Source organism: Acinetobacter sp. ANC_7682 (assembly GCF_056779795.1).
The window spans coordinates 63,992-89,136 of the sequence record NZ_JBWYIQ010000008.1 but is presented as its reverse complement, the minus strand read 5'-3'; the positions used below and the strand labels follow the sequence as shown (position 1 = coordinate 89,136).

At 41.8% G+C, this 25,145-nt stretch carries 23 protein-coding genes; 20 read left to right on the top strand and 3 right to left on the bottom strand.

Going from position 1 to position 25,145, the window contains the following annotated elements:
- Nucleotides 1–259: 259 nt before the first annotated feature.
- Nucleotides 260–976, top strand: coding sequence for a response regulator transcription factor BfmR (bfmR, locus tag AC1M9D_RS05105; protein ID WP_035267251.1), 717 nt, complete (start codon nucleotides 260–262; stop codon nucleotides 974–976).
- Between the two features lie 47 nt (nucleotides 977–1,023).
- Nucleotides 1,024–2,673 carry a sensor histidine kinase BfmS gene (gene bfmS / locus AC1M9D_RS05100; protein WP_481611634.1) on the top strand — a complete coding sequence of 550 codons (1,650 nt, stop codon included), beginning with the start codon at nucleotides 1,024–1,026 and terminating at the stop codon, nucleotides 2,671–2,673.
- Between the two features lie 57 nt (nucleotides 2,674–2,730).
- On the opposite strand, the gene AC1M9D_RS05095 is transcribed toward bfmS, so the two are convergent.
- Nucleotides 2,731–3,087 carry a hypothetical protein gene (locus tag AC1M9D_RS05095; protein WP_035267254.1) on the bottom strand — a complete coding sequence of 119 codons (357 nt, stop codon included), beginning with the start codon at nucleotides 3,085–3,087 and terminating at the stop codon, nucleotides 2,731–2,733.
- Between the two features lie 469 nt (nucleotides 3,088–3,556).
- On the opposite strand from AC1M9D_RS05095, the gene ndhC reads away from it, so the two are divergent.
- From ndhC to AC1M9D_RS05020, 15 genes are all read left to right on the top strand, one after another.
- Entirely contained in the window at nucleotides 3,557–4,105 is a 549-nt protein-coding gene (gene ndhC / locus AC1M9D_RS05090; protein WP_035267255.1) for an NADH-quinone oxidoreductase subunit A, read from the top strand.
- A 6-nt stretch (nucleotides 4,106–4,111) separates the two neighbouring features.
- A complete protein-coding gene (locus AC1M9D_RS05085; protein ID WP_035267257.1) occupies nucleotides 4,112–4,792 on the top strand; it encodes a NuoB/complex I 20 kDa subunit family protein in 681 nt (226 codons plus the stop codon).
- Between the two features lie 88 nt (nucleotides 4,793–4,880).
- Nucleotides 4,881–6,668, top strand: coding sequence for an NADH-quinone oxidoreductase subunit C/D (nuoC, locus tag AC1M9D_RS05080; protein ID WP_180028044.1), 1,788 nt, complete (start codon nucleotides 4,881–4,883; stop codon nucleotides 6,666–6,668).
- Between the two features lie 12 nt (nucleotides 6,669–6,680).
- Nucleotides 6,681–7,190 (top strand): NADH-quinone oxidoreductase subunit NuoE, encoded by a 510-nt coding sequence (gene nuoE / locus AC1M9D_RS05075; protein WP_035267260.1) that lies wholly within the window; start codon nucleotides 6,681–6,683, stop codon nucleotides 7,188–7,190.
- Nucleotides 7,187–8,518 carry an NADH-quinone oxidoreductase subunit NuoF gene (gene nuoF / locus AC1M9D_RS05070; RefSeq protein WP_481587298.1) on the top strand — a complete coding sequence of 444 codons (1,332 nt, stop codon included), beginning with the start codon at nucleotides 7,187–7,189 and terminating at the stop codon, nucleotides 8,516–8,518. Before nuoE ends, nuoF begins: the two co-directional genes overlap by 4 nt.
- Before the next feature lie 11 nt (nucleotides 8,519–8,529).
- Nucleotides 8,530–11,208: an NADH-quinone oxidoreductase subunit NuoG gene (gene nuoG, locus AC1M9D_RS05065; RefSeq protein WP_481611633.1), complete on the top strand. Its 2,679-nt coding sequence runs from the start codon at nucleotides 8,530–8,532 to the stop codon at nucleotides 11,206–11,208.
- 3 nt (nucleotides 11,209–11,211) lie between these two features.
- The gene (gene nuoH / locus AC1M9D_RS05060) at nucleotides 11,212–12,222 is read left to right on the top strand and encodes an NADH-quinone oxidoreductase subunit NuoH (RefSeq protein ID WP_035267266.1); all 1,011 of its coding nucleotides are present in this window, start codon (nucleotides 11,212–11,214) and stop codon (nucleotides 12,220–12,222) included.
- Nucleotides 12,223–12,240: 18 nt separating this feature from the next.
- A complete protein-coding gene (nuoI, locus tag AC1M9D_RS05055; protein WP_035267267.1) occupies nucleotides 12,241–12,783 on the top strand; it encodes an NADH-quinone oxidoreductase subunit NuoI in 543 nt (180 codons plus the stop codon).
- Nucleotides 12,783–13,301, top strand: coding sequence for an NADH-quinone oxidoreductase subunit J (gene nuoJ / locus AC1M9D_RS05050; RefSeq protein WP_171076777.1), 519 nt, complete (start codon nucleotides 12,783–12,785; stop codon nucleotides 13,299–13,301). Before nuoI ends, nuoJ begins: the two co-directional genes overlap by 1 nt.
- Nucleotides 13,301–13,609: an NADH-quinone oxidoreductase subunit NuoK gene (gene nuoK / locus AC1M9D_RS05045; RefSeq protein ID WP_004695395.1), complete on the top strand. Its 309-nt coding sequence runs from the start codon at nucleotides 13,301–13,303 to the stop codon at nucleotides 13,607–13,609. Before nuoJ ends, nuoK begins: the two co-directional genes overlap by 1 nt.
- Complete coding sequence (gene nuoL / locus AC1M9D_RS05040; RefSeq protein ID WP_481611632.1) at nucleotides 13,606–15,501, top strand: NADH-quinone oxidoreductase subunit L; 1,896 nt, start codon at nucleotides 13,606–13,608, stop codon at nucleotides 15,499–15,501. Before nuoK ends, nuoL begins: the two co-directional genes overlap by 4 nt.
- Before the next feature lies 1 nt (nucleotide 15,502).
- Entirely contained in the window at nucleotides 15,503–17,122 is a 1,620-nt protein-coding gene (nuoM, locus tag AC1M9D_RS05035) for an NADH-quinone oxidoreductase subunit M (protein WP_092766950.1), read from the top strand.
- Between the two features lie 3 nt (nucleotides 17,123–17,125).
- A complete protein-coding gene (gene nuoN, locus AC1M9D_RS05030) occupies nucleotides 17,126–18,682 on the top strand; it encodes an NADH-quinone oxidoreductase subunit NuoN (RefSeq protein ID WP_481611631.1) in 1,557 nt (518 codons plus the stop codon).
- A 132-nt stretch (nucleotides 18,683–18,814) separates the two neighbouring features.
- Complete coding sequence (gene upp, locus AC1M9D_RS05025; protein WP_035267277.1) at nucleotides 18,815–19,450, top strand: uracil phosphoribosyltransferase; 636 nt, start codon at nucleotides 18,815–18,817, stop codon at nucleotides 19,448–19,450.
- Between the two features lie 118 nt (nucleotides 19,451–19,568).
- On the top strand, nucleotides 19,569–20,558 hold the full coding sequence (locus AC1M9D_RS05020) for a hypothetical protein (protein WP_481611630.1): 990 nt from the start codon (nucleotides 19,569–19,571) through the stop codon (nucleotides 20,556–20,558).
- A gap of 29 nt (nucleotides 20,559–20,587) precedes the next feature.
- On the opposite strand, the gene gigC is transcribed toward AC1M9D_RS05020, so the two are convergent.
- Entirely contained in the window at nucleotides 20,588–21,466 is an 879-nt protein-coding gene (gene gigC, locus AC1M9D_RS05015) for a LysR family transcriptional regulator GigC (RefSeq protein WP_481587293.1), read from the bottom strand.
- Nucleotides 21,467–21,550: 84 nt separating this feature from the next.
- Here gigC and AC1M9D_RS05010 point away from each other — a divergent pair, with 84 nt between their 5' ends.
- Nucleotides 21,551–22,312, top strand: a complete 762-nt coding sequence (locus tag AC1M9D_RS05010) for a ferredoxin--NADP reductase (protein ID WP_481596342.1) — start codon at nucleotides 21,551–21,553, stop codon at nucleotides 22,310–22,312.
- Between the two features lie 97 nt (nucleotides 22,313–22,409).
- Here AC1M9D_RS05010 and AC1M9D_RS05005 read toward each other — a convergent pair whose 3' ends face one another.
- On the bottom strand, nucleotides 22,410–22,832 hold the full coding sequence (locus AC1M9D_RS05005) for a hypothetical protein (protein WP_035267287.1): 423 nt from the start codon (nucleotides 22,830–22,832) through the stop codon (nucleotides 22,410–22,412).
- Between the two features lie 158 nt (nucleotides 22,833–22,990).
- On the opposite strand from AC1M9D_RS05005, the gene AC1M9D_RS05000 reads away from it, so the two are divergent.
- Together AC1M9D_RS05000 and AC1M9D_RS04995 are read left to right on the top strand one after the other, a co-directional pair.
- On the top strand, nucleotides 22,991–23,242 hold the full coding sequence (locus tag AC1M9D_RS05000; RefSeq protein WP_035267289.1) for a hypothetical protein: 252 nt from the start codon (nucleotides 22,991–22,993) through the stop codon (nucleotides 23,240–23,242).
- Between the two features lie 199 nt (nucleotides 23,243–23,441).
- Entirely contained in the window at nucleotides 23,442–25,121 is a 1,680-nt protein-coding gene (locus AC1M9D_RS04995; protein WP_481611629.1) for a mechanosensitive ion channel, read from the top strand.
- The last annotated feature ends 24 nt before the right edge of the window (nucleotides 25,122–25,145 follow it).

Here is a 25,145-nt window from a genome sequence, read left to right as displayed (position 1 = left end):
TTTTTTTGAAATATTTTGTTTAAAATATCATCAAATTGATTTGTGTTTGAAAGTTTTAAGTTGATTGAAAATATTGATCGACTTGGCAAAACTATCTATTTATCAATAGTTAATAAAAAGATAACAAAAGACTACGCTCGTGTATCAGTTTCGTGAACAGGCTCTTGTTTACAATGTAAACGTGTGTATATTGCAAAACATATCGATGTAAATCTGTGAAGTTTAATCAGCAGATATCGTAACAATATAGGGGCATTCTATGAGCCAAGAAGAAAAGTTACCAAAGATTTTGATCGTTGAAGATGACGAGCGTCTTGCACGTTTAACGCAAGAGTATTTAATTCGTAATGGATTAGAAGTTGGGGTAGAACCAGACGGTAATCGTGCAATCCGTCGTATTATCGCAGAGCAACCGGATATGGTGGTGCTGGATGTTATGCTTCCTGGTGCTGATGGTCTAACTGTTTGTCGTGAGGTTCGTCCACATTATCATCAACCGATTTTAATGTTGACTGCTCGTACTGAAGACATGGATCAAGTATTGGGTCTTGAAATGGGTGCAGACGATTATGTTGCGAAACCAGTTCAGCCACGCGTTCTATTAGCGCGTATTCGTGCTTTGCTTCGTCGTACAGACAAAACACCAGAGGATGAAGTTGCTCAACGTATCGAATTTGATGATTTAGTGATTGATAATGGTGGTCGTTCTGTAACCTTAAACGGTGAGCTTGTAGATTTCACAAGTGCAGAATATGACTTATTATGGTTGTTGGCATCTAATGCTGGTCGTATCCTTTCACGTGAAGACATTTTTGAGCGTCTACGTGGTATTGAATATGATGGTCAAGACCGCTCAATTGATGTTCGTATTTCTCGTATCCGTCCAAAAATTGGTGATGATCCTGAAAATCCTAAACGTATTAAAACAGTGCGTAGTAAAGGATATTTATTCGTTAAAGAAACCAACGGGATGTAATCACATCCCCGCGGTAATGCCCTCACTCCTCAGAAGGTCATACCTTAGTGTCTAAACACAGTATATTCCTGCGCATCTACGCAGGTCTCGTCATTTTGGTGGTGCTGGTTGCCATATTTGGTTATTTGCTTGTGCAAATCATCAACTATCAACGCGCGCAGGAATACCGTGAGTCATTGACTGATGGGATTTCGTACGTCATCAGTGAGGGTGTTTCAAGACAACAAACCATGCAACAAAGAATGGATTGGATATCAGATGCATCTGATTTGCTCGAACTTCCAATCTATTATCTAGAATCTGATAAAGTCGAACTTTCACGCACCGAAAAATACCGTTTAGAAAAGCGCAAAGCAGTGGTGCGGTATGACGCCAAAGAAAGTATTGCTTATGTCATTATTGGTTTAATAGATGACCCTGAGCATTTGCTTTATGTGAAAGTGGATAATATCGGTGAGCGTCAAATGAAGGCCTTGCCAATCTTTGTATGGGAATACTTGGTTTATTATCCAGGGCAGGAAAGGGAATATCTTGCAAAAATTAAGCAACACTTTTCTTATGATTTAAGCATTCAAAATCTGTCTGATCTCAATTTAGATTCCGAGCAAATTGGTCGTTTACGTGCGGATCAAGGGGTTATCCTTTATCAGGATAGCGCTAGCATTCGTGGTACTACGATTTCTATCATTTCTCCAATGACGAATTCGTCTGGTGATGTCTTGGTGATGGGACCAGTGCCAATGTTCAATTGGATGCCATTCCAATTGGCGGCAGGGATTACTTTGCTGAGTATGTTTATTTTGTCGCTTGGTGTGTATGGTCTGATTGTCCCAATGCAACGCAAGTTGAAGCAAGTTAACTCAGCCTTAAATGTTATGCAAAAAGGGGATATGTCCGTTCGCGTTCCTGTCGAAGGATATGATGAGTTAGCACATTTGGCAGCCAGCTATAACAGTATGTCAGATCATATACAGCGTTTGATCGAAGCTCAGCGAGAGTTAATGAGAGCTGTATCACATGAGCTGCGAACGCCAGTCGCACGTATTCGCTTTGGTATGGAAATGTTGGTTGATGAAGAGGATTATGAGTATCGTCAGCAACAAGTAGAAATGATTGATAAAGACATTGAGGCTTTAAACACGCTCATTGATGAAATTATGACCTATGCTAAACTTGAGCAAGGCATGCCCTCTATTGATTTTAAGGAAATTCGACTATACGAAGTGCTTGAGCAAGTCGCTATTGAAACTAAAGCATTAAAAACCAATAAAAATATTCAATTACACTTGCCATCACAAGCTTTGGTGGTGGATGCGGAACGCCGTTATTTGCATCGTGTAGTACAAAACTTAGTCGGAAATGCGATCCGATACTGCGATGATACAGTGCTGATCACTGGTGGAATTGATGCTCAGGGAATGGCGTATATTTCAGTTGAAGATGATGGTCCGGGGATTCCAGAAGAGGATCGTAAGCGAGTGTTTGAAGCTTTTGCTCGCTTGGATGATAGTCGTACACGTGCTTCAGGTGGATATGGTTTAGGCTTGTCTATTGTAAGTCGAATCGCTTATTGGTTTGGCGGTACGATTCAAGTAGATCAAAGTCCTAAAATGGGTGGTGCACGATTCACCATGCAGTGGCCAGCCAAAAGATTTAAAAAGAAGAAGATTGTTCAAACCAGTCAAACGTCAGAGTAAAGCGAGAATTAAAAAAAAAGCGCGATTAAGCGCTTTTCTTATAATTTTTATTGCCTTTTATTGATAATTATTGGCATTGGGTTCAATAATGCGTTTTCCTTCCTTAAGTGCATTTAAGGCATCGGCATTGAAATCGATCAGTAAACTGTTATTGGTTGCATCAACATGATAATTGCTTATCAGTTTTTGATCGCCGTGAATGGTCTCAACTGTATATTCATCTGCGATGTTGAGAATAGCATCAAGATTAGTGGTTGTAGAGGCGAGGTCTTGGCGGAAAATTTGATAAATATCGCGTAAATCAAAAATAGCATTCGTTGCATCAGGATGTTTTTTGATATAGCTGTCTAAATGATGGACGATCAACTGAGCAAATAAAAAATAGTTAGGTTTGTGTGTGAATTCTAGACTCATAGATCTTCTCCTTATTATTTAATTGAGCATATAACGAAAATCAGCACGATTTGTATAAAGTTAATTAAAACATTGTAAGCAATTAAAATTTAAAACTTTTAAAATAGAATAAATCAAAAATAATTGAGCCATATTGGTGCAAAAAAAGCTGACCTAACACGAATGGTAAAACTAAAAAAGTGATAGTGTCTGGATTGACGGCTCTTGAATTTTTTGAATGATTATTCGGAAAAAATAATCAGTTGTATCACCTTAATAACTTTCTACGATTAAATAAGGTTTTATTGACTTTAATCACCATGAAATCTGGAAAAAGGGCAAAATTCATCCTAAAGACTTAGAGGGATTGGCTAGCAACAGAAATCATAAATCAGGTACAATTGGCGGGATTAATTTTGTGTTTGGTGTATTTGAAGGCCAATACATACATTCTTTGTTAATAAATAGGCCTGCCAGGAGTTATCCCCGCATGAGTGCCATTACTCCATACGATTGGGCAATAATTGCCTTCGTGATCGGCGTTACATTTTTATGCGTCTTTATGCTCACTGTCCCGCTACTCCTAGGGGGTAAATCGTGGGGACGTGCTAAGCAAGAGCAGTTCGAGTCAGGCGTAGTTAGTGCTGGTGGAGCACGAATTCGTCTATCTGCAAAATTCTATTTGGTTGCAATCTTCTTCGTTGTGTTTGACTTAGAAGCGCTCTATCTCTATGCATGGGCTGCGTCAGTTCGTGAAGTGGGTTGGATCGGTTTTGCAGCAGCAGCTGTATTTATTTTAGTTTTACTCGTTGGCTTGATTTATGAGTTGTCTACTGGTGCATTAAATTGGGCGCCATCTGATAAGCGTAAAGCAGCAGGGATTAAACCTAAAATTGGTTCGCCAAATATGGATCTCGCAGAAATTACTCGCTTCAACTCAATTGAGGAGTTGGTGGTTGACCCTACAGGTCAAATTCCAGCGCAATCATCTGGTCGTGTAAAAGCTTCGCCAACGACTACATCATCTGATAAGGAGTAATACGGGATGAAATATACATTAACCCGTGCGAATCCGGATGCTGATCAGTATCCACTTCAAGAGCGTATCGTTGTAGAAGATCCGCTTCTACAAGAAGAAGTGAATAAGAATGTGTTCATGACTCGTTTAGAGGATTTGGCGCATACAGCAGTAAACTGGGGTCGTAAAAACTCAGTTTGGCCGTTCAACTTTGGTACATCTTGCTGCTACGTAGAGTATGCAACGACTTTAACAGGCGTGCATGACTTGTCACGTTTTGGTGCCGAAGTAATTCGTGCTTCACCACGTCAAGCGGACTTGATGATTGTTGCGGGTACATGCTTCGTCAAGATGGCACCTGTAATTCAACGCCTTTATGAGCAAATGTTAGAACCTAAATGGGTGATCTCAATGGGTGCATGCGCAAACTCTGGCGGTATGTATGACATTTACTCGGTTGTACAAGGTGTCGATAAAATCATTCCAGTGGATGTGTATATTCCAGGTTGCCCACCGCGTCCTGAAGCATTAATCCAAGCGTTGATGTTATTGCAAGACCAAATTCAATTAGAGCGTCGTCCGCTTTCTGCGGTGATCGGTGATGATCTTAAGCCAGTTTATAAGCCAAAGATGCAGCCTGAACGTGACCGTAAGAATGCTGAACGTATTGCAGTAAAACACTTACGCTCTATGGATGAAATTAAATAATCTTAACGGCAAATAATATTGATGCACCCGCTTGGGTGTAATTGTCGTTTTGGTTGAATGAATTTGTATTAAATAGGAAGCCAAGCCAATGGCTGAAACTGACATTGCTATGCCAGAATCAACTTCAGTTGATTCACGCCCAGCATTTGCAATTGTAGAAGAGCTCAAAACCAAGTTTGGTGAGAATTTCTACGTGCAAACGACTTTTGAAGACTTTCCAACAGTCTGGGTTGAGCGCTCACGTGTACAAGACGTATTAATGTTCTTGCGTACAGTGTCACGTCCTTACGTGATGTTGTTTGACTTGTCAGCGGTAGATGAGCGTTTACGTACTCACCGCGATGGGTTACCTGCGTCTGACTTCACTGTGTTCTATCACTTGTTGTCACTAGAGCGTAATACGGATATTCGTATTAAAGTTGCGTTGAATGAGTCTGATCTCAATATTCCAACAGCAACCAACATTTGGCCAAATGCCAACTGGTACGAACGTGAAGCTTACGATATGTTCGGCATTAACTTCGAAGGGCATCCAATGCTCCGTCGTATTTTATTGCCAACGTATTGGGAAGGTCATCCGTTGCGTAAAGAATATTCTGCACGTGCGACTGAATACACACCTTATCGTCAGAACCAAGCGAAACAAGATTTCGAACAAGAGCATTTACGTTTTGTACCTGAAGATTGGGGTCTAAAACGCGGTAATGCTGATGAAGACTTCATGTTCTTGAACTTGGGTCCTAACCATCCATCTGCGCATGGTGCATTCCGTGTGATCCTGCAGTTAGATGGCGAAGAAGTGAAAGACTGTGTGCCTGATATCGGTTATCACCACCGTGGTGTGGAAAAGATGGCTGAACGTCAAACTTGGCATTCATTCATTCCGTATACTGACCGTGTTGACTACTTAGGTGGTTGTGCGCAAAACATGCCTTATGTGATGGGTGTGGAGCAGATGGCAGGGATCACTGTGCCAGAACGTGCGCAATGTATTCGTGTCATGATGTCGGAACTATTCCGTATTAATAACCACTTGCTTTATATCGGTACAGCGATTCAGGATGCCGGCGGTATGACCCCAGTATTCTATATGTTCGCCGATCGTCAAAAGATCTATGACGCGATTGAAGCAATCACTGGTTACCGTATGCACCCAGCATGGTTCCGTATCGGTGGTACTGCACACGATCTTCCAAACAACTGGCAACATTTGATCCGTGAAATTTTGGATTGGATGCCTAAACGTTTGAAGGAATATCATACTGCAGCACTTAAAAACTCGGTATTTGAAGGTCGTACCCGTAATGTTGCGCAATACGATGCAAAATCTGCATTGGCATGGGGTGTAACAGGTACAGGTTTACGTGCAACAGGTATTGATTTTGACGTACGTAAATATCGTCCATATAGCGGTTATGAAAATTACGACTTCGAAGTGCCTGTAGAATACGAGGGCGATGCATATGCGCGTGTGATCGTTCACTACCGTGAAATCGAACAATCTTTAAAAATCATCAAACAGTGCTTGGATAACATGCCATCTGGTCCTTATAAAGCGGATCACCCATTGGCTGTTCCACCACCGAAAGATAAGACACTACAAGACATTGAAACTTTGATTACGCACTTCTTAAGCGTGTCATGGGGTCCTGTCATGCCAGCAGGTGAAGCATCTGTTATGGCGGAAGTGGTAAAAGGTGCATCGAACTACTACTTGACTTCAGACAAGTCAACGATGAGTTACCGTACCCGTATTCGTACACCAACCTTCACGCACTTACAGCAAATTCCTTCTGTAATTAACGGCAGTCTTGTATCTGACTTAATCATTTATTTAGCGACGATTGATGTCGTAATGGCTGACGTGGATCGCTAAGGGGTACGCATTATGATGATTTTGACTGATAAAAAGCCACGTGTGAATGTCGAAGGGATTTTAACTGCGGAAGAAATCCACGAAATCGAGCATCACATTGGTCATTACCCATACCCACGTGCGGCATGTTTAGATGCACTTAAATGTGTTCAACGTCGTAATGGTTGGGTGGATGATGCGCAAATGAATGCGATTGCGCAGATGTTGTCAATGAGCCTTGCTGATTTGGAAGGTGTGGCAACATTCTATAACCGTATTTACCGCCAGCCAGTAGGTCGCAACGTAATTTTGCTTTGTGATTCTATTGCTTGCTTCTTGATGGGTGCAGAAACTTTAGCAGAAGCATTCCAACGCGAACTCGGGATTTCATTTGGTCAAACGACTGCTGATGGTCGTTTTACTTTGCTCCCGATTTGCTGTTTAGGAAACTGTGATAAGGGTCCAACCTTGATGATTAATGAAGATACTCACGGTCTAGTAGAAGTTTCTTCAGTGAAACAGTTATTGGAGAAGTATGTATGAATACTGAACCAAAACCGATTTATGGCGACGGTAACCCAGAAACTCACCCATTAACATGGCGTTTGAGCAAGCAAGAATTTGTTCATAGTGTAGAAGACTATGAATCTCTTGAAGGGTATGAGGGTTTCAAGAAAGCACTCACAATGCCGCCTAAAGATGTATTGGAAATCATTAAAGCAGCGACTGTTAAAGGTCGTGGTGGTGCTGGTTTCCCTGCAGGGATTAAATGGTCGCTCATGGCGCCAAATGACAATTCAGGTCCTCGTTACTTGATTTGTAATGCCGATGAGATGGAACCAGGTACATTCAAAGACCGTTTGTTGATGGAAAAACTTCCTCATCAATTGATCGAAGGGATGTTAATCGCAGGTTATACACTTGAAGCAACCCATGGTTATATTTTTATCCGTGGTGAATACATCGAAGCTGCGAAGTATTTGAACCAAGCTTTAGAGCAAATTCGTGCCAAAGGTTACTTGGGTGAAAACATCCTCGGTTCTGGCTGGAACTTTGAACTACATGTGCACACTGGTGCGGGTCGTTATATCTGTGGTGAAGAAACTGCATTGATTAACTCGCTTGAAGGTCGCCGTGCAAATCCACGTACAAAACCACCATTCCCACAAGTTGCAGGTGCTTGGGGTCGTCCTACGATTGTTAACAACGTAGAAACCTACAATAACTTGCCAGCAATTATGCTGCGTGGTCCAGAGTGGTATATCAATTTATCTGCAGGTAAGTCGAAAGATCCTGGCACTAAAATTTATGGTGCATCAGGTAAAGTGAAATTCCCAGGTCTATGGGAGCTTCCATTCGGTACAACTGCACGTGAAGTGATTGAGGATCATGCGGGTGGTATGCGTGATGGCTTAAAGCTTAAAGCATGGTTACCAGGTGGTGCATCAACTGACTTTTTGGCAGCTGAACACATCGATCTTCCAATGGATGCGGAAAGCATCATGAAAGCAGGTTCGCGTTTAGGTACGTGTTTGCTCATGGTGGTTGATGAAACTCAATGTATGGTTTCAGCAACACGTAACTTAGAAGAATTCTTTGCGCGTGAATCATGTGGTTTCTGTACACCATGTCGTGATGGTTTACCTTGGGCGGTGAAAGCGCTTAAAGCACTTGAAGATGGTACAGGCAAGAAAGAAGACATCGATCATTTGCAAGAGCTTACACGTAAGCTTTGGATTGGTAAGACTTTCTGTGCTCACGCTCCTGGTGCTATGGAACCACTCATGGGTGCACTCAAATATTTCCGTGGCGAATTTGAAGCAAAAGTGGTGAATGCCGCTGCTCAAGTTAGCAACGTAGAACAAGCTTAAGGAATTCGACTATGGCTACAATTCATGTCGATGGCAAATCGTATGAAGTCAATGGCTCAGAGAACTTGCTACAAGCATGCTTGTCTTTGGGTATTGATATCCCGTACTTTTGTTGGCATCCATCCTTAGGTTCTGTCGGTTCTTGCCGTCAATGTGCTGTAACTCAATACGCGAATCCAGAAGATACTCGCGGTCGTTTAGTTATGTCATGTATGACACCTGCAGCTGACAATACCTACATCTCGATTGAAGACAAAGAAGCAAAAGATTTCCGTGCGTCTATTGTTGAATTCTTGATGACGAACCACCCACATGACTGTCCAGTCTGTGAGGAAGGTGGTCACTGTCACCTCCAAGATATGACGGTGATGACACAACATGACCGTCGTCGTTACCGTTTCACGAAACGTACGCATTACAACCAAGAACTTGGTTCGTTCATTGCACACGAGATGAACCGTTGTATCGCATGTTACCGTTGTGTTCGTTACTATAAAGACTACGCAGGTGGTACAGACTTCGGTGTGTATGCAAACGCTTCACGTGTTTATTTTGGTCGTCCAGAATCAGGTACTTTAGAGTCTGAGTTCTCGGGTAACTTAACTGAAGTATGTCCGACGGGCGTATTCACAGACAAAACACACTCTGCACGTTATAACCGTAAATGGGACATGCAGTATGCGCCAAGCGTCTGCCAAGGCTGTTCTTCAGGTTGTAACATCTCTCCGGGTGAGCGTTATGGTGAATTACGCCGTGTAGAAAACCGTTTTAACGGTGAAGTCAACCAATACTTCCTGTGCGATAAAGGCCGTTTCGGTACGGGTTATGTGAACCGTGAAGACCGTCCACGTCAACCGCAATTCCGTTCAGGTAGCAATGTAGAGACTGTTTCAGTTGATACAGCGTTAGACACCGTGATTGAGAAAATCCAAGGCAAAAAAGTATTGGGTATTGGTTCTCCACGTGCATCTCTTGAGTCTAACTTTGCGCTTCGTGAATTGGTTGGACAAGCAAACTATTCAACAGGTATGTCTCAAAAAGAGCAAAACCTGGTTGAACTTGCTGCATCAATTATGCAAACCGAGGGTGTATATAACCCAGGTATGCGTGAAATTGAAAGCTACGATGCTGTCTTAATTCTCGGTGAAGATTTAACACAAACTGCACCACGTATGGCATTGTCAGTACGTCAAGCTGCGAAGAACAAAGCCAAAGAAATGGCTGCAGAACGCCGTACACAAGAATGGTTGGCTGAGCCTGTACAACGTATTGCTCAAGACGAAAAATCACCAATTTATATCTTGGCTGCGACTCAAACACGTTTATCTGACGTAGCTACTGGTGAAGTCGTTGCTTCTCCAAATGATATCGCACGTTTAGGTTTCGCTGTTGCTGCGGCGGTGAAAGGTGAAAGTATGACTGGTTTAGAAGAAGATGCAAAAGCATTTGCTCAAACCATTGCTGACACTTTAAAAGCTGCAAAACAACCATTGATTATCTCTGGTACAAGCTTGCAAGAAGCTGCAATTATGGAAGCTGCTGCACAAGTTGCACAGAATCTGGGTAATGCGGGTCTAACTTTGACTGTTCCTGAAGTGAACTCAATGGGCTTAGCAATCTTTGGCGGTAACAGCCTTGAGCAAGCATTTGCACAAGACTATGACACTGTCGTGATTGTAGAAAACGACCTTTATCGTCGTTTACCTGCAGTGCAAGTAGATGCTGCTTTGTCTGGTAAAGACGTGATCGTGCTTGACCATTCAGAAACTGAAACGGTGAAAAAAGCGAATATCGTTCTTTCTGCAGCCAGCTTTGCTGAAGGTGACGGTACTGTGGTATCTCAAGAAGGCCGTGCACAACGTTTCTATCAAGTATATGACCCAAGTTACTACAAACCAGAACTTGCGATCAAAGAATCTTGGCGTTGGTTACATGCCATTGAAACTGGCGTGAAAGGCAAAGCAATTTCTTGGACTGTGCTTGATGATGTCATCGAATCAGTTGCGAAAAACGTACCTGCGCTTGAAGCGATTCAAGATGTAGCACCAGATGCAGGATTCCGTGTCCATGGTCTTAAAGTGGCACGTGAACCACGTCGTTACTCTGGTCGTACTTCACTTCGTGCGCCGTTATCTGTCCATGAGCCTAAACAACCAACTGATCAAGACTCTGCATTAACATTCTCTATGGAAGGTTATGTCGGGAACCAAACGCCGTCAGCGTTAGTTCCATTTGCATGGTCAGCAGGTTGGAACTCACCACAAGCTTGGAATAAGTTCCAAGAATCAGTGGGCGGTTCTTTAAAAGGTGGTGATTCAGGTATTCGTTTATTTGATCGCCTTACGAAATTACCAGCACGCACATACGTTGCACCAGCACCAGTTCTTGTAAATGCTGAGAGTTTCCGCCTTGTTCCAATGCATCATATTTTTGGATCTGGTGAATTCACAGTGAAAACACCTGCAATGGAGTCTCGTATTCCAGAAGCGGTATTTGCAGTGGGTGAGCAAGATGCAGCGCGCTTGAATGTGAAAGATGGCCAAAACATTACTGTGAAAGCAGGTGAGGCTTCGATCGTTCTTCCTGTTCAAGTCATTGAATATTTACCTACAGGTTATATTGGTTACCCAATTGGTCTCGCGCCAACGGTATCGTTAGCTGAGCCTGTATCAGTCGCGGTAGGAGCATAATTCATGGAACAAGAATTAATCCGTCAAACGCCGCTTTGGGCTGAGAACTGGCCAATTGCCTACTCTGTAGTTCAAGCGATTGTGATCTTGCTCGTTGTAGTTTTGATTGCTGCGTTGATGTCTTTCATTGAGCGTCGTTTACTTGGCTTGTGGCAAGACCGTTACGGTCCAAACCGTGTAGGTCCTGGGGGGATGTTCCAGATTGTTGCCGACATGCTGAAAATCATGTTCAAAGAAGACTGGACACCAAAGTTTGCAGATAAATTGACTTTCCGTTTAGCTCCAGCAGTTGCGATGGCAACTGCGGTGCTATCGTTCATGGTTATCCCTGTATCACCTTATTTAGGTGTTGCAGACATGAGTATCGGTCTATTGTTCTTTATGGCAATGGCGGGTATTGCAGTGTATGCAGTTTTATTTGGTGGTTGGTCATCAAATAACAAATATGCATTACTCGGTGGTCTTCGTTCAGCAGCGCAAACGATTTCTTATGAAGTCTTCTTAGGTATTTCTTTGATGGGTGTGGTTGCGATTGCAGGCTCATTCAACATGCGTGAAATCGTAGAAGCTCAAAAAGATGTATGGTTTGTTATTCCACAGTTCTTAGGTTTCTTAATCTTCGTGGTCGCAGGTGTTGCGGTAACGCATCGTCATCCATTTGACCAACCAGAAGCGGAACAAGAATTGGCGGAAGGTTACCATGTCGAATATGGTGGTATGAAGTGGGGGATGTTCTTCGTTGCGGAATACGTCAACGTTGTCCTGATCTCAGCTTTGATCGTAACCTTATTCTTCGGTGGTTGGTTAGCACCATTTGGTCTAGATTTCCTACCTCCAGCATTCTGGTTCATGATTAAAACAGCATTCTTTGTGATGATGTTTGTCTTGGCACGTGGTTCATTAATGCGTCCACGTTATGACCAAGTGATGAACTTTGGTTGGAAGATTTGTTTGCCTTTAGCGTTGGTCAACTTGTTGGTGACTGGTGCTGTGATTCTGATGAATCAGGCCTAGGACAGCAGGGAGAACATTATGTATAAAATTCTAGCTGGGTTTGGGTCAATTGTACGTTCGTTGTGGATGGTATTCAGCCACGCAACACGTAAACGTGACACTATTTTATACCCTGAAGTTAAAGCAGAAGAAATCGTTCCACCACGATTCCGTGGCCGTATCGTATTGACACGTGACCCAGATGGTGAAGAGCGCTGTGTAGCTTGTAACTTGTGTGCTGTAGCTTGCCCTGTTGGCTGTATTTCATTACAGAAAGCTGAGAAAGAAGATGGTCGTTGGTATCCGGAATTTTTCCGTATCAACTTCTCTCGTTGTATTTTCTGCGGTATGTGTGAAGAAGCATGTCCTACAACTGCTATTCAGATGACACCTGATTTCGAACTCAGTGAATACGTTCGTCAAGACTTAGTTTATGAGAAAGAAAACTTGCTCATTTCTGGTCCTGGTAAATATCCAGACTATAACTTCTACCGTGTAACGGGTATGGCTGTAGCTGGTAAAGACAAAGGTCAGGCTCAGCGTGAAAGCGCACCTGTCGATGTACGGAGCTTATTACCATGATGTGGCCATTTTATTTGATGGCACTTGTGGCCATCGTTTCTACGGTTCGTGTTGTGACTAATGCGAATCCAGTACACGCACTTTTAAGCTTAATCGTTTCGTTACTTGCAGTTGCTGGTATGTTCATGATCGTTGGTGCACCATTTGCAGGTGCACTTGAGATTATTGTTTACGCTGGTGCAATTATGGTTCTTTTCGTCTTCGTTGTGATGATGTTGAACCTTGGTTCTCAAACTGTTGAACAAGAACGTAAATGGTTAACATCTGATGCTTGGGCTTACCCTGCATTGATGAGCTTTTTAATGGGTCTGGTTTTAGTTTGGACAATGACTTCAGAGCACAGCATTTCTGGTCCTTTAATGGGTACAGAAGTTGTAGGCCCTAAAGAAGTTGGTCAAGCACTCTTTACACAATATTTATTATTGGTTGAAGTTGCCGCAATGTTATTGCTTGCTGCGTTAGTCGCTGCATTCCACTTAGGCAAACGTGAACCAAGTGCAGAAGAGGAAAAAGAATAATGGGTAATATCCCTTTAGAGCATGGTTTGATTGTTGCAACCATTCTTTTTGCACTCGGTTTCTACGGTGTAATGGTGCGACGCAACCTTCTATTTATGTTAATGAGCCTTGAGATCATGATGAATGCAGCAGCGCTTGCATTCGTCCTCGCTGGTAGTGCATGGGTGCAACCAGATGGTCAGATCATGTTTATCTTGATCTTAACGCTTGCTGCGGCAGAAGCGTGTATCGGGCTTGCGATCGTCCTTCAGTTCTATCATCGCTTCCATCATTTGGATGTAGATGCTGCTAGTGAGATGCGCGGATGAGTTTATTAGCATTAACCATATTATTTCCGCTCATTGGTTTTATCCTTTTAGCGGCAGGGCGTAATAAGCTTCCTGAAATTGTAGCTGCCATTATTGGTGTGGGTTCAGTTGGTCTTTCAGCACTATGTGCATTATTGGCTGGTATGAATTTCATCAACAGCGGTGAAACATCTCAAGTGACTCACCTTTGGACTTGGTTCAGTGTGGGTGGTTTTGACCCAGGCATTAGCTTGCACTTAGATGGTTTATCTTTACTTATGCTTGGCATGATTACGGGTGTGGGTTTCTTAATTCATATCTTTGCATCATGGTATATGCGTGGTGAAGAAGACTTTGCACGTTTCTTCTCCTATTTCAACCTATTCGTTGCAAGCATGTTATTGCTTGTGTTGGGTGACAACCTTGCGTTGTTATTCTTAGGTTGGGAAGGTGTTGGCTTGTGCTCATACTTGCTGATTGGTTATTACTACCAAAATCCAGCAAATGGTGCTGCTGCAATTAAAGCATTCACCGTGACACGTATAGGTGACGTTTTCTTACTCATCGCATTGTTCTTAATTTTCCAACAATTTGGAACATTGAATATTGCTGAAATCGTTGCTGCTGCGCCTGTGGTAATGACACAAAGCTCATCGCTAACCATTTGGACTGCATTAATGTTGTTCTTGGGTGCTGCAGGTAAATCTGCGCAAATCCCATTACAAACATGGTTAGCAGACGCGATGGCGGGTCCTACACCAGTATCTGCATTAATCCATGCTGCAACAATGGTAACAGCAGGTGTTTACCTATGCTGCCGTATGTTCTCTGTATTTGAAATGGCACCAGAAGTCATGGTGTTTATCTCAATCACAGGAGCGGTGACATTATTAGTTGCAGGTTTTGCTGCACTGGTTCAAACAGACATCAAACGTATTCTTGCTTACTCAACCATGAGTCAGTTGGGTTATATGTTTATGGCTGTAGGTGCTGAAGCATACCAAGCTGGTCTATTCCACATGTTGACTCACGCATTCTTCAAAGCGTTATTGTTCTTGTCATCAGGTGCGGTGATTCTTGCATACCATCACGAACAAAACATTTTCAAAATGGGTGGTTTATTCAAGCGTAATAAATTCTTATTTGCTTGTTTCGCGATCGGTGGCGGTGCCTTAGCAGCGATTCCATTCTTAACGATTGGTTTCTTCTCAAAAGATGCAATCTTGGCGGCTGTGTGGACACAAAGCCATATCGCAGGCTTACCTGTATTCAATACATTGTATTGGGTAGGTGTTGCTGGTGCATTCTTAACATCAATTTATACTTTCCGTTTAATTTGGATTGTGTTCTTTGGCGAAGAGAAAACGCCATATCACGAAATCAAAGGTGCAACTTACTGGGCTCCTTTAGCGATTCTCGCTGTCCTTTCTACAGGTTTGGCAATCGTACTTAAAGCGCCAGTCATGAGTATTCTTGATGCAGCACAAATCCCTGCATTTGTTATTCCTGAAGCGCTAGAAGCTGGTGCGCATGGTGCAGAATATGTCGCTATTGCAATCGCACTTGCTGGTTTAGCGGTTGGTGTTGTCTTATTTGCTTTTGCTTATAAAGCAGTTCAAGGTTTTGCTCGCACTTCATTGGGTGCTGGACTTGCAAATATCTGTCGTAATGCGCTTGGTTTCGATGCGTTATATGACCTCGTGTTTGTAAAACCTTACTTATTTATTGCAAAAATGATTGGTCGTGACCCGATTGATGGCGTATGGCTTGTATTGCCAGCGATTGTTAAAGGTGGTCATAGCTTCACTAGTTCACGTCAAACAGGTTCTTTGCGTGAGTACGCATCGAGCATGGCGTTCGGTATCGTGGTGATTATCATGATTCTGATCGTGACTCAGATCGTGGGGAAATAAGATGGAAAACATCAATAACTGGTATTTACCCGCGCTGATCCTCATTCCGTTCATTGCTGGTTTTATTTGTTGGGTCGTTGATAAATTAGATCAACACCTACCACGTTATATCGCACTTGTGGGTATGCTCATTACTTTGGGCATGACCGTTGCTTTATGGCAATCAGGTACCTACAGCTACCAAATTGGTGAAACTGTACCGACTTGGTCTGCAGAGTTCTATGTACCTTGGATTCAAACCCTTGGCATTAACATCCACTTAGCGGTGGATGGTCTTTCACTTCTCATGGTCGGTTTAACTGCTTTACTAGGTGTATTGGCGGTTGGCTGTTCTTGGGGTGAAATTCAGAAGAACGTTGGTTTCTTCCACTTAAACCTTTTATGGTCTTTAGGTGGCGTGATCGGTGTATTCTTGGCTGTTGATTTGTTCTTGTTCTTCTTCTTCTGGGAGATGATGCTCGTTCCAATCTACTTCTTGATTGCACTCTGGGGCCACAAAGGTGCTTCTGGTAAATCTCGTGTTTACGCTGCGACGAAATTCTTTATTTACACGCAGGTGGCTGGTCTGATCATGTTGATTGGTATCTTAGGTCTTGTGATCTACGGTTTCATGATGACAGATACAATCAGCTTCAGTTATAACCATTTACTCGCTGTTGCGAATACATTGGATGCTAACCCACAAACGTCATCAATTGCCTTTGCATTTATGATTTGTTTGTTTATTGGTTTTGCAGTCAAACTTCCTGTTTTCCCATTGCATGGTTGGTTACCAGACGCGCACGCACAAGCACCTACAGCAGGTTCTGTAGACCTTGCGGGTATCTTAATTAAGACAGCGGCTTACGGTTTACTTCGTTTCGTCATTCCATTCTTCCCAGTTGCTTCAGCGCAGTTTGCTGATGTAGCAATCATTTTCGGTTTAATCGGTATCTTCTACGGTGCTTGGTGTGCTTTCCAGCAAACCGATATGAAACGTTTGTTGGCGTATACGTCGATTTCACACATGGGCTTTGTTTTACTTGCAATCTACGCAGGTAACATCCTGACCTTCCAAGGTCTGATGGTCATGATGTTGGCTCACGGTTTATCGTCAGCAGCATTATTCATTATGTGTGGTCAAGTGTATGAGCGTCTTCACACACGTGATTTACGCTTGATGGGTGGTATTCGTGGTCAATTCCAGTATTTACCATTCTTCTTGATGTTCTTTATTGCTGCGCTTGTAGGTATCCCTGGCTTAGGTAACTTCATTGGTGAGTTCCTCATCTTGATGGGTGCATTTGCTCAATTCCCTACATTCACGATTATTGCTGCGATCAGCTTAGTATTTGCGGGTCTATATGGTTTAATCCTGATTCATAAAGCGTTATTTGGTGTGCCAAACGAAGAGCAAAAACAACACTATGCGAACCCATTAAAAGATCTTAATGCGCGTGAGCTTGGTATTTTGTTAATTTGTGCGTTCGGTCTGTTATGGCTTGGTTTGTATCCACAAAGCTTCCTTGATATTTCAGAATCAAGTTTGGCTTGGATTGCGAATAGCTACATTCCAGTACAAGAAGTAGTTGAAGTGGTTGAACAAGCCACAACTCAACTCGAAAATGTGGAGATGCAATAAGTCATGAACTTCACACTATCATTTTCTGAGCTAATGCCATTAGCTCCTGTGATGATTGTTGCTTTAACAGCAATCATCGTAATGATTTTGACTGCAATCAAACGTAATCATAATTTGATTGCGACAGTATCTGTTATCGGTCTTAACCTTGCATTGTTGAATATTCTATTCACGTTGTTTACAGGTTCTCAGATCTCACCAAATGTCATGAACCTATTTATGGTTGATGCTTTTGGTCTGTTCTATCAAGTGATTATTTTGATTGCTGCATTGGCTTGTTGCACACTGTCACATGCATATATCGAAACCTATAAAGATAATCGTGAAGAACTTTATCTATTAATGTTGATCTCTGTTTCAGGGGCAATGTTAATGGTAACAAGTTCACACTTTGCATCATTCTTCATTAGCTTAGAGTTAATGTCGATTCCAGTGTACGGTCTGATTGCTTATACCTACCAACGCGGTAAGTCACTCGAAGCGGGTATTAAATATCTTGTACTTTCAGCAACTGCTTCTGCAATGTTGTTGATGGGTATGGCTTATGTTTACTCAGTTCTAGGTTCATTATCATTTGCGGGTCAAGTGGATGATATGTTCTGGGAGTTAACTAAGTCTCAAGATCCTCAATTGATGATGGCGCTGCAAGCTTATATTCCTCAATTTGGTGAGAAACTTACCACTGTATTTGGAATCTTAGGTCTTGGTTTAATCATCGCAGCTGTTGCATTTAAATTGTCTTTAGCGCCATTCCATAAATGGACGCCAGATGTGTATGCAGGTGCTCCAGCACCAATTGCAACATTCCTTGCTACTGTAGCTAAAGTTGCAATGATTGGTTTATTCGTACGTTACTTACTGTCTTCAGGTGTAATTGGTATCGAATCGATCAAAACGATTTTGATCGTCATTGCAGTGTTATCAATCTTGATTGGTAATATGCTTGCAGTGAAACAAGTGAACTTAAAACGTATTTTGGCATACTCGTCAATTGCGCATTTTGGTTACTTATTCCTTGCTGTTGTTACGACATCTTTCTTAAGCTTAACGTCAGTAAGTTTATATGTATTAACGTATGTATTAACGACGATTGGTGCATTTGGTGCTGTAGCGTTGATGTCTAGCCCATACAACAACAATGACGAAGCAGAATCACTTGCAGACTACCGTGGTCTATTCTGGCGTCGTCCAGTATTGACGGCAACACTGACTGTGATGATGTTATCCCTTGCAGGTATTCCGTTAACTGCAGGCTTCATCGGTAAATTCATGCTGATCATGACAGTTGTGTCTGAAGCACATTGGTTCTTCGCTGCGATGATCATTGTGGGTTCTGGTATTGGTCTATACTATTACCTACGTGTCATGATCGTCATGTATATGACGCCACCAGACACTCCACGTATTGATGCTGATAAACATTGGGGTCAAAAAGTGGGTGGTATTATGGTATTGCTTGCTGCGCTTGCAGTGCTTGTAATCGGTGTATATCCAGATCCAGTCATTGCGATGGCAAATCAAGCACAATTGATCGCGCCATTACATATCGTTCTTCAATAGTTGATCGATTAATCTAAAAAAACTATTGTTGTTAACAAAAAAAGCCCTCATTCATTGAGGGCTTTTCTTATTTCTTATATTAAAAACATTTATAATAGACAGAATTTACATTTATGCTTCAGGTGTTCTCCCGTGCCAATCCAAGAAATTCGTCATCCGCTCATTCGTCATAAATTAGGTTTATTACGCCGTGCAGATATCAGCACGAAGAACTTCCGTGAGTTAGCGCAAGAAGTCACAATGTTACTGACTTACGAAGCAACCAAAGATTTACCTGTTGTAGATCACGAAATTAATGGCTGGAATGGCCCGGTGACAACACAGCGTATTGCAGGTAAAAAAATTACTGTTGTACCAATTTTACGTGCTGGCATTGGTATGCTTGATGGTTTCTTAAATCTTATTCCTAGTGCAAAAGTTTCTGTTCTTGGTCTAGAGCGTGATGAGGAAACATTAGAAGCACGTACTTACTATAAGAAATTGGTACCTGACGTACAAAACCGTATAGCGATGATTATTGATCCAATGCTTGCGACTGGTTCATCATTGGTTGCTGCTATTGATGTGCTTAAAGCGAGTGGTTGTAAGGATATCCGAGTGATGGTTTTGGTTGCAGCACCAGAAGGCATTAAACGTGTGGAAGAAGCACACCCTGATGTTGTCATTTTTACCGCAGCTGTGGATAACGGTTTAAATGAGAATGGTTATATCGTTCCAGGTCTTGGAGATGCTGGCGATAAAATTTTTGGTTCTGTACAAAAAGATTAAAATTTGATTAAATTATAGAGGAGGCTAAGGCCTCCTTTTTTATTAAGATTTTGATTCATCGATAAATTTAAAAAAACTAATTACTAAGAATCAATCTTTTTTATGCTGGGGAAATAACATGTTTTACAGGGGTGTTTTACATTCGTACGACCCTGCATTGAAAGCAGGAATTATCAAAATCAATGATCATGATTTTGATGTACATTTCGTATTGAATGACATGGCAAATTCCAGTATCGCGCCTCAAATTGGTGAGCGTGTGAAATGTATCGTGGTCGATAAAGACGACCAACGTCATGCAAAATTTATCGTGCGGTTAGACAATAAACATGCACGCGTCGAACAACCCTTGAATCAACTTTTTTATCGTGCGCACGAAGATTTAGAAGGTGAGTCTCAGAAGTTTGAACAAGAGCTAGATGAGCTGATCGAAAAGCGTCTTGCAGATCAGGAAAGTACGCTAGACTCACCAACACAAATTCAAGATTTTGAACTAAATTTCAATACGCTGAGCAAAGAATCAATCGTGCTAGATGGTTCTAGCACTGAACATCTTGCAGATCAAGTTTCAGATCCAGCAACTAAAATTTCCTTAGGTGAACCTCTTGAGGAAGAGCAAATTAAAGAAATGCTCGAATCAAAGCCAAGTCGCCGTGTGCCAGTCTTATATGAGTCAGCTGTTGTACCACTAACGCAAGTTCAACCTTTGAATGAGAGTGCGCCTGAAGAGAACGTAGATGATCATTTACCCGAGCCAACCCATGCAAAAGGGCGTCCACCAAAAGTTGTACGTAAGGAAGTCCCTGATGTTAAAACGCATTTTCAATTAAAATTTAATGCGCAAAAATTCATTACGAGTTCGCGTGTTGATGAATTCGGAACTGATAAAAAATCCAAGAAAAAAGCCAAGAAGATAAAAGATCCAAACAAGCAATTTAATCCATGGATATTTGCAAGTATTGTCCCTATTTTAGTGTTCATTAATCTGGGTGTTTGGGGATTTCAAAAATATGAGCAATACAGAGAAGAGCAAGATGCAAAAGCAAAAATTTATGCGGTAGAACAAGAACACATTATTAAAGAACAAAAGAAAGAAGCTGAGAAATAAAAAAAAGCTCCTATGAGGAGCTTTTTTTATTAAGCATCACAGAATTTCATAAAGGCTTTTAAACCAGGTCCTTGATATTTTTGACGGTGTACTAACATAAATAAAGGACGTGTGAGTTGCCAGAACGGCGTTTCTAAAATCACCAGTTGCTGTTTTTCTCTTAATGGTTCAATAGCTAATTTTGAAATACATGACATGCCTAAACCACCAGCAACAATTTTCAAAATAGCTTCATTATGACCCAAAGTTAAACGAATATTGGCATTCGGTAAGTCTTGCAGGATCGCGTTGTCAAAGACTTCACGAGTCCCTGAACCTTCTTCACGTAAAATCCATTCAGCCTGTTTAAAGTCTTCAATGGTCAGAGGGCGGTCTAATTTCGCCAAGGGATGATCTGGTGAGCAACACACAGCAAGCTCATCATCACGCCAGTGGATCGATTGTAATTGAGGTAAGTGACATGAACCTTCAATAAGGGCTAAATCAAGTTGGAACTGATTAACAGCTTCAATCATTTGACGCGTATTGCCCACTTGAAGTTGCAAATGTGCTTGTGGTTGTAATTGAAGAAAATCAGCCATTAAATCAGGCATCAAATAATCACTAATGGTCAAAGTCGCCCCAATACGAAGATCAATACTTTGAAGCTCGCCTTTTGCCGCTTGTTCAAATGATTCACATCGACCTAAAATTTCAAGCGCCTGTGGGAGTAAAAAACGACCCAAGTCATTCAGTTGAAGTCGTTTTCCTAAGCGATCAAATAATGGTGCACCGAGACCATCTTCAAGATCTGCTAACGCCATACTTGCAGCACTTTGTGTGAGTCGTACAGCATCACTTGCTTTAGTTACCGTACCCTCTTGAGCGACAGCTACGAAAACAGCCAGTTGGCGTAATGTCATGCGCATGAATGAAGCCTTAATGTGAAAAAATATTAATAAATTATATTGTCATGCTACCATGAGCGCAGTCTGTCATGCCACGTAGAAATTATGTCAATTGAAAAATTTAGCGTAGAAAAAGTCCTTTCTGTACATCGTTGGACCAACACTTTATTTAGCTTTACCATGACGCGTCCCGCACATTTTAAATTTACCGCAGGGCAGTTCGCGCGTATTGGTTTGAAAGTTGGCGATGATTTGGTGGTACGTGCGTATTCTGTCGTTTCATCGCCTTTTGATGAAACCTTAGAATTCTTTTCAATTGTTGTACCAGATGGTGCTTTTACATCAAATTTACAACATCTCAAAGTCGGCGATGAACTTTATTTGGAAAAGATTCCTTATGGATTTTTGACCTTAGCACGTTACCAATTACCTATGCCAAATGACCTGTGGTTATTGGCGACAGGCACGGGGCTCGCACCATTTATTTCTATGTTGCAAGACTTTGAAGTATGGCAAAAATATAAAAATATTCATTTGGTTTACAGTGTGAGAACAGCAAGTGAATTGGCTTACGTAGACCGAATTCAAGAAGTCGCGGATACCTTTGGTGAAGGTCATACAGGATTTAAATTTGTACCAATTATTACACGTGATCCAAATGCGCCATTGCATGATCGATTGCCAGTATTAATCGAAAATAGAGCGTTAGAGAAAACCGTTGGTCTCGATTTTAATCCGCAAACGTCACATATCATGTTGTGCGGGAATCCCCAAATGGTTGAAGATACAAAAGAGGCACTGAAAGCCCGTGGCCTGACCATGAATCGCCGTGGTGAAGGAAATATTGCAGTAGAGAACTATTGGTAAGTCCTAATCACCCTATCCTACGAGGAGAATTACGGCACAAAAAACCTCCATCTCGGAGGTTTTTTTCTAAATTACATAGGAATACTATGCAACATACTTAATGGACAAACATATCCATAAATTGACGAATCTCTTGAATCGCAGTATCGACATCACTCGTGAGCCAAGTCGGTTCAAATAAACCTGCGTAATGTTCCAAACGATCGTGTGGAACCACTAAACGAATTGGGCATTCTTCCTCGAGTAAACGCCAAGGAATAATGGGCACTTCATTATCTAAGAAGCAAGCGATGTTACGAATGTCGATGATCATGCCGTTGACACATTCAGGAAAGGGCATCACCGAAAATTCTTCAGTGCGACGGCGGAAATACTCTAAGTCACCCCACTTCAGCACATAGCTTGGTTTCGTAAACTCAATAATTCCAATCAAATGCCCATCACGGGTATGATGCAAAGAACAGGCATGAGTGACATCTGTGTCTAAATCTAAAGAGACACTTTGTCGGCGATAGGTCATACAGATCGACAATAAAAATGAGGAGGGTGCATATTATACTCTATTTTGCATCACAGCTCATGTGCTTTGATCGGTACGAATTGATAATGTTTTTTCACACAAAACAACATGATAGATTGCTAGTATAAAAAATCATCAAAATACATAAGAGGGGCATCATGGTAGATCAATCCAATCATCCGACCCATAATGATCAAAAGAAGAAAAGTAAGATCCCAGTGTATATTCTGATTATCGTTGGTATTTTTTTAGCAGCCTTCATTTTCTATATGCTCGCTGATCGTGAACCAACACCAGGTCAAATTCCTGCTGATACGACTATTCCTGCAACTCAAGATAATGCAGATACAGCAACGGCAACGGATTCAGCAGTGGATAATACCGTTACTGCGGTCGCAAACGATCAATAAACCACTACACTTTTCACGTTTAAACCCAGCTTCGGCTGGGTTTTTTCTTGATTTGCAACAATGTGTTGTATTTATGATGCTTTGAGTTGATTAAAAAATATTCGAAATTTATGGTGTGATGACGCGATCGAAAAATGATCTAGGGAAAGAATTAAATCAATCGTAATTCAGAACACTTAACATAAGAAGAGGCGTACCAATGAATGATGAATATAACGGCTTCACTCGAACTGGGGGCTTTGATGCAATGTATTATTGGGAGCAATTCCAACCAATTATTGCTGCAGTGGCCATTTTACTCATAGGATGGATCATCGCTTTAATCGTTGCCGCAGGGGTTAAGAAGGTACTTGCAAAATTAAATACCAATCAAAAATTGAGTAGCGCGACAGGACATCGCTCAAATATAGAAAATATCATCTCCAGAGTCGTTTTCTGGCTTATCCTCATTATTGCTGTTATCGGTTCACTCAACGTTTTAAATCTGACCAGTGTGAGTGGTCCGTTTAGTAATATGGTTCAACAATTCTTACTATTTATCCCACAATTATTGGCTGCTGTAGCAGTTGGTTTTATTGGATGGATCGTAGCCAATTTGGTCAAAGTTGGATTAACTCGACTACTCAGTCGTACGCAACTGGATGAAAAACTCAGTCAAGATGTCGGTGTGAGCTCATTTAGCCAAAATATCAGTGAAATTGTTTACTGGCTCATTTTATTGCTGTTCTTACCGATCGTGCTGTCTATTCTGGGCTTAAATGGTTTGTTATATCCAGTTCAGAATATGGTGACTGAAGCCGTTGCATACTTGCCGAATATCTTTATGGCAGGGGTGATTTTATTTGTTGGTTACATTTTGGCAAAAATTGTACGCGGTATTGTCGAAGGGCTACTTTCAAGTTTGAATGTCCAACAGCAAGCTGAAAAAATCGGAGTTTTTAAAAATTCCAATCTGCCTAAGCTATTAGGATCATTTGTATTCGCCTTAGTAATCATTACTTCACTGATTATTGCGTTTGAGGCTTTGGGTGTAGATGCGATTTCACAACCAGCAACAGCAATGTTGTATGAAATCATGAATGCAATTCCGCATATCATTGCAGCAGGTTTAATCCTGATCATTGCTTATGTGGTCTCACGTTTCGTATCTAATCTTGTGGTTGAAGTGATCGCTGGGACAGGTGTTGATAACATTCCTCAAAAGCTCGATATGCAACGCTTTTTGGGTCAAACCAAAATATCAAAAGTTGTCGGTCATTTGATTGTATTCTTCACCATGCTCTTTGCGGTGTCTGAAGCTGCAAATCGTTTGGGCTTCGATCAAATTAGTGATTTGATTGCGATGTTCATTTACTTCGGAGCGAATGTACTTTTAGGTGCAGTTATCCTCGTCATTGGTTTCTGGCTAGCAAATCTAGTTGCCAATGTGGTGAAACGTGGTGAGACCAATAGCGCACATTGGTTAGCGAATCTTGTCCGAGTACTGATCATTGGTTTAGTCGTGGCAATGGGCTTGCGTGCAATGGGAATCGCTGACTCAATCGTAAACTTGGCCTTTGGATTAACACTGGGAGCGGTTGCTGTCGCTTTTGCGCTTGCATTTGGTCTAGGTGGTCGTCAACCTGCAGAGCGATTGTTGACTGACTTAATCGATAAAGCGAAATCTGACGCGAATAAGCCAAGACCAAATCAGCCTGAGGAAGTCACGCCACCGCTTACTGAGCAAATGGATGCTTCAACTGTCGCGGAAGAATACCAAGATGAAGATATTCCACCCACGCAAATTGATATAGAGGCACCAACTCAACCATTGAATAATCCTTATGGGTCTACAGGAGAGTCAGTTCAAAATACACCGCCAAAAAATGACCCTAAATAACATGTAAATTTGTGTCGGGATCAG